14 protein-coding genes are annotated in these 15,208 nt (G+C 64.9%); 7 read left to right on the forward strand and 7 right to left on the reverse strand.

Going from position 1 to position 15,208, the window contains the following annotated elements; translation table 11 throughout:
- Positions 1–26 precede the first annotated feature (26 nt).
- Together leuA and SB749_RS17950 are read right to left on the reverse strand one after the other, a co-directional pair.
- Positions 27–1,790 (reverse strand): 2-isopropylmalate synthase, encoded by a 1,764-nt coding sequence (gene leuA, locus SB749_RS17945; protein WP_410711494.1) that lies wholly within the window; start codon positions 1,788–1,790, stop codon positions 27–29.
- A gap of 193 nt (positions 1,791–1,983) precedes the next feature.
- Positions 1,984–3,285, reverse strand: coding sequence for a DUF6636 domain-containing protein (locus SB749_RS17950; protein ID WP_410711495.1), 1,302 nt, complete (start codon positions 3,283–3,285; stop codon positions 1,984–1,986).
- 60 nt (positions 3,286–3,345) lie between these two features.
- Between SB749_RS17950 and SB749_RS17955 the strand changes: the two genes are divergently transcribed.
- Both SB749_RS17955 and SB749_RS17960 read left to right on the forward strand, forming a co-directional pair.
- A complete protein-coding gene (locus tag SB749_RS17955) occupies positions 3,346–4,188 on the forward strand; it encodes a L,D-transpeptidase family protein (protein WP_410711496.1) in 843 nt (280 codons plus the stop codon).
- A 31-nt stretch (positions 4,189–4,219) separates the two neighbouring features.
- A complete protein-coding gene (locus SB749_RS17960; protein WP_410711497.1) occupies positions 4,220–4,795 on the forward strand; it encodes a hypothetical protein in 576 nt (191 codons plus the stop codon).
- A 10-nt stretch (positions 4,796–4,805) separates the two neighbouring features.
- Here SB749_RS17960 and SB749_RS17965 read toward each other — a convergent pair whose 3' ends face one another.
- Together SB749_RS17965 and SB749_RS17970 are read right to left on the reverse strand one after the other, a co-directional pair.
- A complete protein-coding gene (locus SB749_RS17965; RefSeq protein WP_410711498.1) occupies positions 4,806–5,480 on the reverse strand; it encodes an NAD(P)-dependent oxidoreductase in 675 nt (224 codons plus the stop codon).
- 76 nt (positions 5,481–5,556) lie between these two features.
- On the reverse strand, positions 5,557–7,326 hold the full coding sequence (locus SB749_RS17970) for an N-acetylmuramoyl-L-alanine amidase (protein ID WP_410711499.1): 1,770 nt from the start codon (positions 7,324–7,326) through the stop codon (positions 5,557–5,559).
- A gap of 137 nt (positions 7,327–7,463) precedes the next feature.
- Here SB749_RS17970 and SB749_RS17975 point away from each other — a divergent pair, with 137 nt between their 5' ends.
- Together SB749_RS17975 and SB749_RS17980 are read left to right on the forward strand one after the other, a co-directional pair.
- A complete protein-coding gene (locus SB749_RS17975; protein ID WP_410711500.1) occupies positions 7,464–8,342 on the forward strand; it encodes a DUF817 domain-containing protein in 879 nt (292 codons plus the stop codon).
- Positions 8,343–8,376: 34 nt separating this feature from the next.
- Entirely contained in the window at positions 8,377–11,082 is a 2,706-nt protein-coding gene (locus SB749_RS17980) for a penicillin acylase family protein (RefSeq protein WP_410711501.1), read from the forward strand.
- A gap of 57 nt (positions 11,083–11,139) precedes the next feature.
- Here SB749_RS17980 and SB749_RS17985 read toward each other — a convergent pair whose 3' ends face one another.
- The gene (locus tag SB749_RS17985) at positions 11,140–12,339 is read right to left on the reverse strand and encodes an alpha/beta hydrolase family protein (protein WP_410711502.1); all 1,200 of its coding nucleotides are present in this window, start codon (positions 12,337–12,339) and stop codon (positions 11,140–11,142) included.
- A 156-nt stretch (positions 12,340–12,495) separates the two neighbouring features.
- Here SB749_RS17985 and msrB point away from each other — a divergent pair, with 156 nt between their 5' ends.
- Both msrB and SB749_RS17995 read left to right on the forward strand, forming a co-directional pair.
- A complete protein-coding gene (msrB, locus tag SB749_RS17990; protein WP_410711503.1) occupies positions 12,496–12,945 on the forward strand; it encodes a peptide-methionine (R)-S-oxide reductase MsrB in 450 nt (149 codons plus the stop codon).
- Position 12,946: 1 nt separating this feature from the next.
- A complete protein-coding gene (locus tag SB749_RS17995; RefSeq protein ID WP_410711504.1) occupies positions 12,947–13,480 on the forward strand; it encodes a GNAT family N-acetyltransferase in 534 nt (177 codons plus the stop codon).
- A 4-nt stretch (positions 13,481–13,484) separates the two neighbouring features.
- Here SB749_RS17995 and SB749_RS18000 read toward each other — a convergent pair whose 3' ends face one another.
- On the reverse strand, positions 13,485–14,000 hold the full coding sequence (locus SB749_RS18000; protein WP_410711505.1) for a MarR family winged helix-turn-helix transcriptional regulator: 516 nt from the start codon (positions 13,998–14,000) through the stop codon (positions 13,485–13,487).
- A 98-nt stretch (positions 14,001–14,098) separates the two neighbouring features.
- On the opposite strand from SB749_RS18000, the gene SB749_RS18005 reads away from it, so the two are divergent.
- Complete coding sequence (locus SB749_RS18005) at positions 14,099–14,386, forward strand: hypothetical protein (protein ID WP_410711506.1); 288 nt, start codon at positions 14,099–14,101, stop codon at positions 14,384–14,386.
- Between the two features lie 99 nt (positions 14,387–14,485).
- Here SB749_RS18005 and hemQ read toward each other — a convergent pair whose 3' ends face one another.
- Complete coding sequence (gene hemQ, locus SB749_RS18010; RefSeq protein ID WP_410711507.1) at positions 14,486–15,196, reverse strand: hydrogen peroxide-dependent heme synthase; 711 nt, start codon at positions 15,194–15,196, stop codon at positions 14,486–14,488.
- Positions 15,197–15,208: the final 12 nt, after the last annotated feature.

The raw sequence follows: 15,208 nt of genomic DNA on the forward strand, positions 1-15,208 counted from the left end.
ACAGCTGTGAGTTCGACCGCGCAGCTTCAGTTCTGGCGGTCGCGAGCGGCCCGGTTGACGGCCGAGACGACGGCCTTGAGCGAGGCCTTCGTGATGTTCGGGTGCAGTCCTGCACCCCAGACGACACGGTCCTCGACGGCGAGCTCGACGTAGGCGGCGGCGTTGGTGTCAGCGCCGGAGCCGATGGCGTGCTCGGAGTAGTCCTGGAGACGCACGTCGACGTCGAACTGGTCGATCAGAATCTTCACCAGCGCATCGATCGGTCCGTTGCCGCGTCCTTCGTAGGTGCGTTCCTGACCGTCGACGATGAGGTCGACTTCGATGCGCTCTGCCGATGAACCTGAGCCGTCGACATTGCCCGATTCGGTACGCAGACCGACGATCTGGAAGCGACCCCAGGCTTTCTCGGGGTCTTCGGCGGGCAGGTATTCGTAGTTGAAGATGCGGCGGATCTCCTCGGCGGTGACCTCACCGCCGGCTTCTGTGTGCTGCTGCACGGCGCGGGAGAATTCGACCTGCATGCGACGCGGCAGGTCCAGCCCGTGCTCGCTCTTGAGCAGGTAGGTCACTCCGCCCTTGCCGGACTGCGAGTTCACTCGGATGATCGCCTCGTAGCTGCGGCCCAGGTCCTTCGGGTCGACCGGCAGGTAGGGCATGTCCCATTCCATGAGGTCGACGGGAGTGCCCTGGGCGTTCGCCTTCTTCTCACGATCGGCGAAGGCCTTGTTGATCGCGTCCTGGTGCGAGCCCGAGAACGAGGTGAAGACGAGGTCGCCGCCGTAGGGGTGACGTTCGTGGACACCGATCTGGTTGCATTCGGTCACGGTGTGGATGACTTCGTCGATATCGGAGAAGTCGAGCTCCGGATCGATTCCCTGCGTGTACAGGTTGAGGGCGACGGTGACGAGGTCGAGGTTGCCGGTGCGCTCACCGTTGCCGAACAGGCAGCCTTCGATGCGGTCGGCACCAGCCATCATTCCCATCTCCGCCGCGGCCACGCCGGTGCCCCGGTCGTTGTGCGGGTGCAGGGACACGGCCACTTCGTCGCGGTAGGGCATATTGCGGCAGAACCATTCGATCTGGTCCGCGTAGGTGTTCGGGGTACCGCGTTCGACCGTGGCAGGGAGGTTGACGACGGTCTCGCGGCCGGCGGCCGGCTGCCACATGTCGAGAACGCTGCCGACGATGTCGAGGGCGAACTCGGGTTCGGTGTCGACGAAGATCTCCGGCGAATACTGGTAGCCGAAATCCGCGTCGGACAGCAGCGTCTCGGCGTGCTTCATCACGGCCTGAGTGCCCTGCAGTGCGATATCGCGTGTCTGGTCGAAGCCGTCTCCGTCGAAGCCGAAGACGACCTTGCGGAAGACCGGCGCGGTTGCGTTGTAGAGGTGCACCGTGGGCATCTTCGCGCCGACGAGGGATTCGACGGTGCGTTCGATGAGGTCCTCGCGAGCCTGCGTGAGCACGGAGATGCGGACGTCATCGGGAATCGCGTCCTGTTCGATGATCTCGCGGACGAAGTCGAAGTCGACCTGGCTGGCGGCCGGGAATCCGACCTCGATCTCCTTGAACCCGAGACCCACGAGCAGATCGAACATCTTGCGTTTGCGGTCCGGGGTCATCGGATCGATGAGCGCCTGGTTGCCGTCGCGCAGGTCGGTGCTCAGCCAGCGAGGCGCCTTGCTGATGATCTGGTCGGGCCAGGTGCGATCGCGCATATCCAGCGAGATGCGGTCCTGGAACGACTTGTACTTGCCGAACGGCATCGGAGAAGGCTTCTGCAGTTTCATTGTTCCTCTAACTTAAGTTTCTCAGCGCTTGACCAGCATACGAGGACTCCGCGACGAGCGTGCTGTCCGTTCAGGACTCGTCGCGGCAAGGAAGGAGGAGGAACCTATGAGCCACAGGGTCATCCTAGTCCCCCTACCGCGCTCCGTCCGAATCCCGTCCACATCCTAAGATCGCCGAGGCGGCTCCGGGCTCCTACTTGAGGAAGTCGACCGAGGCGCGGCGGACGTTGAATCCGACGCCGGTGTCGTCGGATTTGCAGGTCATGCCCTCTTCGCTGGAGGTGCAGGTCATCCCCGCCGCGGAGATCGAATCCCCGTAGCCGAGGACGCGTGCCGGGCCGTTGCTCTCGGGAGCCTCGACGCAGGAGAAGCCTGAGCCTTCCTTGTTCGCCACGACGATGGAGCCCCAGTCGTCGAGCTTGCAGTCCTCGGGCTTCTCCGGTGGGGAGTACTCGTAGTCCTTGATCACGCAGCGCGCTCGTTCGGAGTCGATGGTGCAGGCGATATTTCCCGACGGGGATGTGAAGGTCTCTTCGGCGACGGGAGCCTTCGAGCTGCCCGAATCGGACGGCTCGGGATCATCGGTCTGACCGATCGACGGTTCGTCCGTGGGTCCGACGGTGGTGGTGTCGTCGCCCTGGGTGGAGTCCCAGACGATATAGCCGACGATGCCGAGGGCGAGAATGAGCGCGATGGCCGCGAGCACCCACAGCCACGCGGGGACCTTCTTCGTATCATTTCGCCGACCATAGGGGTCGTGCGGGCCGCCGGGATTCCCCGGTCCGCCGGGGCCTCCCGGCCCTCCCGGCCCGCCGGGTCCCCCAGGACCGGCAGGACCGCCCGGCGCATAGCCGGCGGCATATCCGGCTGGTGCGGCAGCGTAAGCGGGAACGTGTCCGGCCTGTCCGTATCCGGGCCCCGCGGGGCGACCGGCGCCGGGCTGAGCGTAATCGGGTCCCGCCGGCGACTGCACCGGTCCGGCGGCCTGCGGCTGAGACGCTGCTACCTGACCGGCGGCACCGAACTCTGCGCCCCACTGTCCCTGCTGCGGGTGAGGTTCTCCCTGTTGTGGGTGCGGTTCGGGCTGCTGCGAATGTGGCTGCGGCTCGGCCTGGTGCGCGTCAGCTGGCGCCGGCTGCGAGCCGGGCAGCGGGTTCCACTGCTTCGGAGCCGAGGGCGCCTCAGCAGCGGCGATATCATCGGAGTTCACCTTGCGCGGCGCGGCCGGCAGTCCTCCGGTCTGATACCCGTCGGCGGCGGCCAGTCCGCGCAGCTCTTCGAGGCTGAGCACCTCGGTGGCATCGGTGCCGTCGGATTCGACCATCGACCGCAGCCTCTGCAGTTCTGCGGGAGTGAGTGCTTGGGTGGAGCCATCAGCGGCCGCGGACTCATCCTCGCCGATGAACAACTGGGTTGTGATCGACTCCGGAGACTCCTCGGCCGGCTTCCGACGCCCGGGGCGCGGAGGATGGTTCGGCACAGGTGGAATGCTCATGGTGTCATTTTCGCATAGTCGCTACCGGCGAGTTCTCATGCTTCGTGAGATGATGACCTCATGTCCGATGGAGTCCTCCGGCGCGCGGGAGTGCCCGCGCTTCTCGCCTGCGCTCTGCTGGTGACCGCCTGCGGGGCCGATGCCGACGACGGCACGGACGAGTCCTCGGCGGCCGAATCCGCCGGTTTCGCCGCTCCGGCACAGCAGACGAGTTTCGGTGATTTCGCAGCCCCGGCCCAGGATTCCCCCACCGGAGCCGACTCCGCATCGACGACATCCGATCAGACCGGCACCGAGGCGACCGGCCCGGTCCACCCTGTCCCTGTCCCCGGTCTGGCGAAGGAGTTCACCGACCAGATCCCGGCAGAGACCTCACAAGTCCTCGTCGCGACCTCGCCGACAGCCGCTTCGGAGAAGTCGAGTCTGAGCTTCTACGAGTTCACGGACAAGAAGTGGAAGAAGCTCAAGACCTTCGACACCCACAACGGCTCCAAAGGATGGCTGAAGGATCGCCGCGAGGGCGACAAGACCACCCCGATCGGAGTGTTCACGCTCAGCGACGCAGGCGGTTTCAAGGCGAACCCGGGCACCGACCTGCCGTACACCCAGGACGATCGTCTGCCCTCCTCGGCGACGGTGGCCTACGGGGCGGACTACGAATCGGTCTTCGACTACATCATCGCCATCGACTACAACCGCAGACCCGGCACTCCCCCGACGGACAAGACCCGGCCGTTGGGCCGGGAAAAGGGCGGCGGAATCTGGCTGCACCTCGACCACGATTCGGGCACGAACGGCTGCGTCACCCTCGACGAGGCGGACCTCAAGTGGATCATGCGCACGATCGATCCCGACGCTCACCCGCGCATCGCCATGGGGCCGGCACCCGAAGTCAAGAAATAGCAGAGCCGAAGAAGCAGAAGAGCAGGATCCCGTGCGCCGTCTCATCATCTCCCTCGTCCAGTCGATCAACGGATCCTTCGCCGAAGACGGCTGGTCGACCGGGGTGTCCACGGACGCTGACTTCCGGCGCTTCCTCGCCCTGCGACGCAGCGCGAATGCGATCATCGTCGACCGCCGCACGGCGCTGAATCCGCAGCTGCCCGTCATCAACGCCGCCGGCAAAACGCTGGAGCACACCCCCGTGCACGTGCTCACCGAGTCCGATCCGACGGCCCTGCAGAACGAGCTCGACGCTCGCGGTCTCGACTATCGTGCCCAACGTTTCACGGCAGACACCATCACCGAGGTGGCTGCCTCGCTGACGACGGCACCGTCCCCCGAATCGCAGCCCGCCGATGAGACGGTGCTGCTGTGCGAATCGGGTCCGAACCTCGCGTTCCGGCTGCTCGAGCACTATCCGGGTGCGGAACTGCATCTGAGCGTGAGTCCGCTCTATATCCGCACCCCCGGCAGCCACCTGGCCGGGCTCGAGGCCGAGATCGCTCTGCGCCTCATCGATGTGCGCACCGAGGACGACCAGGTCTTCCTCCGCTATACCCGCGCCTGAGCCGGAGCAGTCAGCCGGCAGACGTCTCCTCGTTCGCGTGGATCTCGGTGCTCACATCGAAGCGATCGGGTGAGTCAAGGATCGCGGTGATCCCGTCGGCCACCTCGGCGAGATGGACGGTTTCGACTCCCCCGGACAGATCATTGCGATCATCGCCGCCGATGGGAGCCATGATCCGCAGCTCGCGGAAGGCCACGCTCGTCGATTCCGCGTGGGCGACCTCGATGAGCATCTTCTGCGCGGCACCGAAGACGCTGATCGCCCCGGACCCCGCCAGCGCCTCGACGCTGGCGACGCCGTTGAGTGCCAGGTGGACGAATCCGTGGCCCCCGCTCGTCCGGTCGGTGGCCAGGGACTGCGAGATCGCACAGGCCGTGAAGTGCCCGCGCAGGTAGGAGTCATAGTCCGCATCGAACTCGGCCAGACCTCGGTCGAGCACCGGTTCGTCGATATACCACCCGCCGATGGCGGCGATGACGGCATCGACCGGCGGCAGGTCACTGGAGGCGAGCGCCGTGGTGACCGCCTCCGGCTCGTCCACCCAGTCCGGCACGGTCACCGGTTCGTATGCCGTCTCCGTGTCCGGAGTGCGACGGACGATGCCGGTGACTCTGTGCTGCGGACTGAGCTGCTGGGCGAGCCCGGTGCCGACGTGGCCGGAGGCGCCGAAGAGGAGGATGTGCATGAGGCGAGTCTATGTCCCCTGCGTTCGGTCAGGTTCCTCCCTCTTCGGTCCCCGGCCGCCTCTGCGGAGGACAGGGCTATTTGCGGATATGGACCTTGATGCCGGTCTTCTTCGTATAGGTCATATATCCGCGTTCGAAGTTCTGGCGTTTGACGCCGTTCTTCACGGTCCGGTCAGCGGTGGGCAGACCGAGCTTGCTGCGTTCATAGCCCAGCTTCTTCCACTTCGTGAGGAAGCCTCCGTAGATGACATCGCTGCCTGTCTGCGGTGACCAGGTGATCATTCCGGAGTGGAATCTCTGGTATCGAGCGCTCTTCCGATATTTGAAGGTCTGCTTATCGCTGCTGGGGAACCCAAGGACGCCCTTCTCATACTTCGCACGCTTGTAGGCGACACGGATCTGGCCCTTGGTGAGGAAGTGCGCACCGGTCGATTTCGACCAGTACACGGTGCCCTTGGCGAACGACTGGTAGGCACCGTTCGGGTTCTTCAGCTTCTTCTCCGAGCCGACCGGTTGGCCGGTCTTTCCCGCGTTCTTCTGATAGTACGAACCGATTGCGCCCTTCGTCGGATAGGACTTCGGTTTCGGAGCGGGCTTCGGCACCGGACTCTTGGTGGGCGGTGGGGTCAGCTCCGGCACCAGTGCCTTGGCTCCTGTGCGGATGCTGCCGAGCTTGTTGTAGAACGCGAGCCCCGGACATTCGGTGTAGCTGGTGTCCCGGTGGCCGGCCACGACGTTGAGGCTGACTTTCCTGCCCAGGGGGTATTTGCTCGTTCCGCCCCCGCCCGAGGTCAGGGTCATCTTCCCGGTCGGGTTGAAGCCGTACTGTCCGGCTTTCCATGCGACGAGGCGCTTGACCGAGGTCTGTGCTGCCGTGCTCGGCGCCGCCGAGGAGTAGCTACCGAGCACGCTGATGCCGATGGTCCACGAATTGAATCCGGAGGCGTGGGCTCCGGTCACTGCTTTGTCGAGACTGCCGGCTCGGCCTTCGTACATGGTGCCGTATTTGTCGACGAGGAAGTTGTACCCGAGGTCGCACCAACCGCGATTCTGAGTGTGATAGGTGAGGTAGCCGCGGATGATTGCGGGGGCCTGTGCTTTCGAGTACGAATTCGACCCTGCGGTGTGGTGGATGAATACGCCCTTGGCCGACGACGTCTTGTCCGTGGCGCACCGGACGAGTTTCTCATCGGCACCCCACTGTTTGCGGGTGACGATCTTGGCCCGCAGGTCCTTAGCCGAGATCTGTGCGTTGAGGGCCGGTCCCGTGGCCGAATGGGCGCCCACTCCCCCAGCGGACTTCGCGACCTGCGCGTCGGCCTTGGTGACCGCGGTGGACACCTGGGTGATCTGCAGATCATCGGTATCGGCCTGGGGGTCGGCGGCCCGGACTTCAACGGCATCGGAGTCGAGCACCGGCAACGCCACGGACTGTGACTGGTGTGAGGCAGCAGGGATCTGAGCAGCTTCTGCGGAAGAGAGGTCCGGCCCGCCTTCGTCGTCCGTGGGCAGGGTCTCCCATGCCGACCAGCCGTTCCCATCACGGGTGCGGATCTCCAAGTCGGGGTCGTCCCCCTCCCAAGTGGCGCCGACGATTGTGACGTCCGAAGAATCCAGTGGAAGCGTTGTGACCTCGTCGGTCTGAGCGTCGACGGTCGTCTCGGCCGGAGTGCCTGCGGTGTCATCGTTGGCAGCACCGCCGCCCCGTGCAGAGTCTTCAGTGGTGGCGGAGGCGCCGGACGTGTTCGTGGGAGTTTCCGGTGTGGCGGCGAGCGCTGGTCCCGTTAGGGTCGCAGTGAGGAGAATTCCGGTGAGTGCCGAGGCGAGGAATGGCAACGGTTTCATCAGTTATGGTCCTTGAGGTCATCCATGACCAAGTGAGCGTTCTTCTCACTGGATGGGGCCGAATTACGGGCACCCAGTGTGACCGCAGGAATATCGTAAGGTGATTCTCAGACTTTTGGAAGTGGGTACTTCGGCAGATGGCCGATCGCCGCGAACTCACGCGCCTCGAGGCTGTCCTCGACGCCTTCGCCGACAGACTGCTCCCCCGCGTCCCCGCCGGGCTCCGAGAGTTCCTCGCCTTCGGAATCAAACAGGCGTGGGCGTGTCTCTTCGGTGCTCTCATGCTCGCCGCGATCATCGCCACCGTTTGGCTCTACCCCGATGACGCGGCCATCGCCCGCAATTACTTCCTCGTCATCCTCGCCGTACTCATCCAGATCGGCATGCTCGTCGCTCGACTCGAGACCGGTCGCGAATTCATCGTCATCATCGTCTTCCACATCGTCGGCACCGGAATGGAGATCTTCAAAACCGCCGTGGGTTCATGGAACTACGCCCCCGGCGGGGTCCTCCACATCGGCGCAGTACCGCTGTTCACCGGGTTCATGTACGCCGCCGTCGGCTCCTATATCGTCCGCGTGTACCGACTCTTCGACTTACGGTTCAGCCATTACCCGCCGAGGTGGCTGACCGCGATCATCGCCGCCGCCATCTACATCAACTTCTTCACCCACCACTTCATCGTCGACCTCCGCCTGCTCCTCGTCGTGGCCACCGTCATCGTCTTCTTCCGCTGCCGCATGTACTTCCATATCCATCGCAGGACACTGACGATGCCCGTGCTGTTGGCCTTCCTCCTCGTCGCCTTCTTCATCTGGGTGGCCGAGAACATCGGGACCGCGGCCGGTGCCTGGCTGTATCCGAGTCAGGACGACGGCTGGCACCTGGTGCCGCTGACGAAGCTGGTGGCCTGGTTCCTGCTCATGATGATCTCCGTCGTCCTCGTGACCTTCGTCCACAGCCCCAGGCCGCCTGAGGTCCACAGACCCGAGCCTCCTGACACCTATACTTGCTGAGAACCGAAACAATCAGGACGGCCGAAGGAGACTCATGGCGGCACCCGGTGCGCAGAATGAGAAGGAATCGAGCGCATTGCTCAAGGTGCTCCGCCCATCCAGCGGATCCAACCTGTCGGTCAGTGCCCGTGTGCTGCTGCGCGTCATCGCCGGAGTCCTCGTCCTCGCTCTCGTCCTCGCCCTCGTCGGACTGTTCCTCGTCCGCCGGTCCTTCCCGACCACCGACGGCGAGATCTCGCTGTCGGGTCTCGACGCGCCGGTCACCGTCCACCGTGACGAATCGGGTGTTCCCACCATCGAGGCCGAGACCGCCCACGACCTGTTCCTGGCTCAGGGGTTCGTCCACGCTCAGGACCGGTTCTGGGAGATGGACTTCCGCCGACACGTCACCTCGGGACGACTCTCCGAGCTCTTCGGCAAATCCCAGCTGGGCACCGACACCTTCATCCGCACGCTCGGCTGGCGGAAGGTCGCCGAGCAGGAGGTGAAGAAGCTCGACAAGACGAGTCTGGGCTACTACGAGGCCTACGCGGACGGCGTCAACGCCTACCTCAAGGACAAATCCCCCACCGAGCTGTCCCTCGAGTACGCCGTCCTCGGCCTCGAGACCGGCAGCTCCGAGGTCGAGGAATGGACCCCGGTCGACAGCGTCGCCTGGCTCAAGGCCATGGCGTGGGATCTGCGCTCGAACCTCGAAGACGAGATCGACCGGTCGATCCTCGGCTCGGAGCTCACCGACGAGCAGATGAGCGACCTCTATCCGGACTACCCGTATGCCACCCGTCCGACGATCCTCGGCGGCAGAGCCGGTGACAAAGCACCGAAGGACCTCAGCGGCGACGACGTCGAGCAGGAGCCGCGAGCCGACGACCGTGCACGGGAGGACGATGAGGCACAGGCCGGAGGCGCCGTCACCGAGGCGCCCCGAACGGGGAACACCGACACCGAGGCTGCCGCCCCGACCGATGATCTCCTCGAACTGCGGAATACGCTCACTTCGCTGCCGCCGATGCTGGGACAGAACAGCGACGATATCGGGTCGAACTCGTGGGTGATCTCCGGGGAGCACACGAACACCGGTCGACCGCTGCTGTCCAATGACCCGCACCTCGCCCCGGCGATGCCCTCGGTCTGGTACCAGGTGGGACTGCGATGCAAGAAGGTCACCGATGAGTGCCCCTTCGACGTCACCGGCTTCTCCTTCTCCGGACTGCCGGGAGTCGTCATCGGCCACAACCAGTCGATCGCCTGGGGCCTGACGAACCTCGGCGCCGATGTCACCGACCTCGTGGTGGAGAAGATCCGCGACGGGAAGGTCATCCACGACGACGGTGACGAACCGCTGCAGGTGCGCAAGGAGACGATCGAGGTCGCGGGAGAGGACCCGCGCGAGATCACCATCCGCTCCACCCGCAACGGCCCACTCGTGTCGAAGCTCGACGGCACGTATCGCAGAGCACTCGATGCGACGACCGGGGCGGATTCGCAGGACCCGAAATCGGGACCGGCCGAGGAACACTATGGTCTCGCCCTCGATTGGACGGCTCTGCGTCCGGGCACAACCGCCTCGGCCGTGTTCGCCATCAACAAGGCCACGAATTGGCAGGAGTTCCGGCACGCGGCGTCCCTGTTCGACGTGCCCTCCCAGAACCTCGTCTACGCCGACGTCGCCGGTAACATCGGCTATCAGGCACCCGGGATGATCCCACGTCGAGGCAAGGCCGACGGCACCGTGCCCCGCCGCGGGTGGAAATCCGACGAGGATTGGCAGGGCTGGGTCGACTTCGAGGATCTCCCACACCTGTACAACCCCGAACGCGGATGGATCGTCACCGCGAACAACCCGGTCGCCGCCCCCGGTGAGACCGTGCAGCTGGGTGAGGACTTCGACTACGGAGATCGTGCCCGCCGCATCACGAAACGCATCAAGGACGCGGCCGACGAGGGCCGGAAGCTGCGGCCGATGGACATGGCGGAGATCCAGAACGACGACCAGAATCCGTTCGCCGCGAAGCTCGTCCCCGAAGCGGTGAAGATCCACTCCCATGGCGACGAGGACATCCTCGAGGCGAAGAAGCTGCTGAAGAGCTGGAACGGCTTCGACTCCGCGAACAGCGCGGGCGCCGCCTACTTCAATGTGCTCACGAAGACGCTGCTCGAGCAGACGATCAGCTCGAAGCTGCCCGACGGGGTGTCCCCCGCCGGCGGTTCACGGTGGTACCTCGTACTCTCGGAGCTGCTCGAAGACCCGGATTCCCAGTGGTGGTCGAGTAAGGGCGTCGAAGGTCGGGACGAGGCTCTGCGCAAGGCCATGAAGACGGCGTGGGCGGAGACGGAGGACCTGCTGGGACCGGAGCCCGTGACGTGGCGGTGGGGAATCCTGCACCGGCTGACGATCCGCAACGCCAGCCTCGGCGAATCCGGGATCACACCGGTGGAGAAGCTGTTCAACCGCGGCCCCTATGAGGTCTCCGGCGGTTCGGGCGTCGTCCATGCCACCGGCTGGGATGCCTCGGTCGGCTATGAGACAAACTGGGTGCCGTCGATGCGCCAGACGGTCGATCTGTCGAACTTCGACGCCTCGAACTGGATCAACCTCACGGGCGCGTCGGGGCATGCCTTCCACCCGCAATACGACGATCAGACGAACGATTGGGCCGCCAATGTCAATCGTCCGTGGCCGTACTCGCAGGAGGCCGTGGCCGCCGCGGCAGAGGACACACTCACTCTCGAACCCTGAGGACAGAGCAGACGTGAGGATACGACAGAGGCGCGGGGCCCTCCCCGCGCCCCGTGATCAGTCCTTGGGCAGGATCTTCGCTTCGAGGAAGTTCGCGACATCGTCTTCCCAGCGCACGGGGTCGATGTTCCATTCCTTCGTGTGATGGGCCTTGCCGTATGAGGGCATCGTGACCAGATCCCGTCTGACCCCTGCCAGCGCATGGGAGGGGCCGGAGGGAACGAATTCGTCGTCATCGGAGTGGATGAGCAGAACCGGCACATCGAGTTCGGCGGCACGGGTCACCCAATCCATGCGATCGAGATCGAGCGGGGTCTCCAGTCCGGTGATCGGCCGCGCCCATGGCTGCGTGATCATCTCGAGCGTGAGTTTGGCGATCGGTGTCGGCAGCAGGTTCTTCTTCGCCTGCCCGTCGAGCACATTCACCCAGTCGACGACGGGTCCGTCGAGGACCAGCGAGGTGACGAATCTGCGGTTGCGTCCGCGGGAGGCCGCCTGCAGGGCGATGGCTCCGCCCATCGACCAGCCGAAGAGCACGACGTTCTTCGCTCCGTGTTCGAGCGCGAAGTCGATGGCCGCGTCGACGTCGATCCATTCGGTGTCGCCGAGTCCGTAGCGCGATGTGGTCTCCACCCGCACCTCGGCGTCATTGCGGTAGGACATCGCGATCGACGGCACCCCGAGGGTGTTGAGCACGGGAGCGGCACGCAGTCCCTCGGCGCGGGTGCTGGCACGACCGTGGATGAGGATCGCCCAGGTGTCGTGCGGTTCCGGATGGTCGGTCGGCAGCAGCCACGCGGGCAGGTCCCCGGCGTCGGAGCGGATCTCGATGTCGCCGAAATTCACTCCGGCAGCGATCGGATCGGGATAGACGACTCCGGTCCAACGTCCCCGCCAGGCCCGTCGGATATCACCGCGGGTGACGGACAGGATCTCTCGGGAGACCGTGCGCGAGCGCGGATCGTACTCGACGATGTCGCCGACGACGGCATGTCCCGAACCCTGGTTGAAGTAGAGACCATAGGTGCCGGGCACCGTGGTCTCCTCATCGGCGGGCAGCTGAATGCGCATATTCGGCGGGAAACCGTCGATGTGCAGGATGTCGAGTTCTTCCGGGGCGTTCTCCGGAACGATGATCTTGCGGGCGAAGTAGGCGGCCAGACCCGACGACGCCACAGAGATCAGGGCACCGAGTCCGGCGCCGACGCCGATACCGGCGGCGAGCAGGCGGGCGGGGAACTTCGTGTCGCGGACCATGAAAACCTCCTGTGTTCATTGTTGCCTACGGAATGATCAGGCACCAAACGCTGTTGTGCGGAATGAGCGAGTGTCACTCGCTGTTGCGCTCACCAGGGGCGGAGATCTTCTCCTCCTCGCCGCAATCACCGTCATTGACAGAGACCGGAGGTCACGATGACTCAGTCATCAGATATCAACGCTGAAACTTCGACGAACGAGGGGGCCGCGGCTGAGGAGATCCGTTGGCAGGACGTGCTCTCGCCTGAAGAGTTCGCGGTGCTGCGCCAGGGCGCGACCGAACGTCCCTTCACCGGTGAGTACAACGATGAGACGGCTGCCGGGATGTACCAGTGTCGGGCCTGCGGAGCCGACCTGTTCCCCTCCGATACGAAGTTCGCCTCGCACTGCGGATGGCCGTCGTTCTACGCGCCGCTGGCCGAGGACCGGGTGCGCTACATCCGCGACACCTCGATGGGCATGGAACGAGTCGAGGTCCGCTGCGCGAACTGCGACTCGCATATGGGCCATGTCTTCTCGGGCGAGGGCTACGGCACTCCCACCGACCAGCGCTACTGCATCAACTCGATCTCGTTGAAGCTCAACACCGACGCTGCGGACAGCTGAGGTGGCGACGGACACTCAGATCACCGAGGCGACCGAACTCGTCGTGAAGACCTTCGACGAGCTCCGGCCCACGGAGCTCTACGGAATACTGCAGCTGCGCTCGCGGGTCTTCGTCGTCGAACAGGAATGCGTGTTCCTCGACCCCGACGGGGTGGACTCACTCCCGGAGACCCTGCACTTCTTCTACCCGCGACCGGCCACTGCGATGCCGGACACTCACGGCGCCGAGCACGGACGCGATATCTCGCCATGGGCCTATGCCCGTCTGCTGCCGGCGGCTGTGCCCGACGGACCGGCGGCCAGGCCGGGGGCACGCAGCATCAGTCGTGTCGCCACCCATCCCGACGCCCGTGGTCAGGGGTGGGGCCGCCGACTGCTCAGCGACATCGTCCACGCCTGGTCGACTGCCCCGCTGACGCTCAATGCCCAGTCTCACCTCGAGGGGCTGTACTCGTCCCTCGGCTTCGCCCCCAACGGTCCGCGCTTCGACGAGGACGGGATCGAGCACACCCCCATGGAGCGCCCGGCCGGCTGACCGGTCAGCCCTCGGCGGCGGCGTCGACGGAGGCGATGATCTTCTGCATCACCGCATGCAGCTCGCGGACTCCGTCGACGTCCATGCCGAGCTTGGCCATCATCGTCCCGGGAATCGCCTCGGCGGTCTTGCGCAGCTCACGGCCGGTGTCGGTGAGGGTGACCTCAACGATCCGCTCGTCGCTGTCGCTGCGCGTCTTCGTCACATAGTCCAGCGCTTCGAGGCGTTTGACCAACGGGGACACAGTGGCGGGTTCGAGCCGCAGCAAGCGAGCGATCTCGCGCATCGGCAGCTTCTCGTGCTGCCACAGCGCAAGCATGACCAGATACTGCGGGTGCGTCAGACTGATGGGTTCGAGCACGGAGCGATACGCGCCGATCACCCCGCGGGACGCCACCGCCAGAGCGAAGCAGATCTGGCTCTCGAGCGCCAGCGGGTTGTCCAGCGGCTCCGTCGAACCTTCGGATTCCAGCATCGTGAGTCGTCGATCCTCCGCGTCGGCAATCAGTGAGTGCACCATCGTGGAACTTTAGTTAGTGCACTAATGGTTAGTGTACACTAATAGTGACACCTGCCCAGTCCCCGCCCAAGCGGCACCTCGTCGATAGGATCCTCGCTATGTCGTCCGCCTCGCAGCCTTCGCCCGATGGTTCGAACCGGAAGCAGGATAAGAAGCAGAAGACTTCGGCACGGAAGAAGGACCAGTATCCGGATTCCCAGCGCGGGGTAGGCTGGCTCAACAACTTCTTCCGCAAGATCGTCGGACCGGCACAGGTCGACAACACTCGCCCGGGCGGATACTTCGAGGACGAGACGCTGCGGCACCAGCAGCTTGATGCCATGGGGCTGGAGATGCGCACCGACGCCAACGGCCATTCCTATGTGGTGAAGAAGGGCAGCAGGTAGCCGCCGGCCGCTCCCCGACCGCGCGAAGGGCCGCCGCACCGTATCGGTGCGGCGGCCCTTTCCTGCTGTCTCGGTCCCGGCCGGGTCAATGGCGTTCGGTCAGCGCCAGTCGGAGATGATGTCGACGAGTTCGCGACGGGGTCCGGTGTAGAACGGAACCTCTTCGCGCACGTGCAGGCGCGCCTCGGTGTTGCGCAGATCGCGCATCAGGTCGACGATGCGATGGAGTTCGGCGGCCTCGAAGGCCAGCAGCCATTCGTAGTCGCCGAGGGCGAAGGAGGCGATCGTGTTCGCCTTGATGTCCTTGTACCCGGCGGCGGCCATGCCGTGGTCGCGCAGCATCTTCGCCCGTTCGGCGGGGTCGAGGAGGTACCAGTCGTAGGACCGCACGAACGGGTACACGCAGATGTAATCGCCGGGCTCGGTATCGGTCAGCAGGGCGGGCAGGTGCGCCTTGTTGAACTCCGCTGGGCGGTGGATTCCGACGACGGACCACACGGGTTCGAGCACTCCGCCGATCAGGCTGCGGCGGATCGCCGAGTATGCGGCCTGGACGACCTCGATTTCGGGGGCGTGATACCAGAACATGACGTCGGCATCGGCGCGCAGGGCGGAGACGTCGTAGATTCCGCGTACGATCAGACCGCGTTCCTTCAGGGGCTCGAGAGCCGCATGCAGCTCATCGGCGAGTTCCCTCCGGTCGGCATCGCCGAGTTCTCCGGCAGAGGCGAAGACGGAGTAGGCGATATACCGCGTCTGCTCGTTCGCTTCTTCGATCTGGGCGTCGGTGGGCTGAGTGTATTCGCTCATATCTGCTCCTTC

The organism is Brevibacterium sp. SIMBA_078 (assembly GCF_046534565.1).
In the GTDB taxonomy this organism is placed as follows: Bacteria; Actinomycetota; Actinomycetes; order Actinomycetales; family Brevibacteriaceae; genus Brevibacterium.

Bases quoted from the DNA above. Each gene is read 5' to 3' on its own strand.
- leuA (WP_410711494.1), bottom strand. From the start codon at position 1,790: ATGAAACTGCAGAAGCCTTCTCCGATGCCGTTCGGCAAGTACAAGTCG.
- SB749_RS17950 (WP_410711495.1), bottom strand. From the start codon at position 3,285: ATGAGCATTCCACCTGTGCCGAACCATCCTCCGCGCCCCGGGCGTCGG.
- SB749_RS17955 (WP_410711496.1), top strand. From the start codon at position 3,346: ATGTCCGATGGAGTCCTCCGGCGCGCGGGAGTGCCCGCGCTTCTCGCC.
- SB749_RS17965 (WP_410711498.1), bottom strand. From the start codon at position 5,480: ATGCACATCCTCCTCTTCGGCGCCTCCGGCCACGTCGGCACCGGGCTC.
- SB749_RS17970 (WP_410711499.1), bottom strand. From the start codon at position 7,326: ATGAAACCGTTGCCATTCCTCGCCTCGGCACTCACCGGAATTCTCCTC.
- SB749_RS17975 (WP_410711500.1), top strand. From the start codon at position 7,464: ATGGCCGATCGCCGCGAACTCACGCGCCTCGAGGCTGTCCTCGACGCC.
- SB749_RS17980 (WP_410711501.1), top strand. From the start codon at position 8,377: ATGGCGGCACCCGGTGCGCAGAATGAGAAGGAATCGAGCGCATTGCTC.
- SB749_RS17985 (WP_410711502.1), bottom strand. From the start codon at position 12,339: ATGGTCCGCGACACGAAGTTCCCCGCCCGCCTGCTCGCCGCCGGTATC.
- msrB (WP_410711503.1), top strand. From the start codon at position 12,496: ATGACTCAGTCATCAGATATCAACGCTGAAACTTCGACGAACGAGGGG.
- SB749_RS18000 (WP_410711505.1), bottom strand. From the start codon at position 14,000: ATGGTGCACTCACTGATTGCCGACGCGGAGGATCGACGACTCACGATG.
- SB749_RS18005 (WP_410711506.1), top strand. From the start codon at position 14,099: ATGTCGTCCGCCTCGCAGCCTTCGCCCGATGGTTCGAACCGGAAGCAG.
- hemQ (WP_410711507.1), bottom strand. From the start codon at position 15,196: ATGAGCGAATACACTCAGCCCACCGACGCCCAGATCGAAGAAGCGAAC.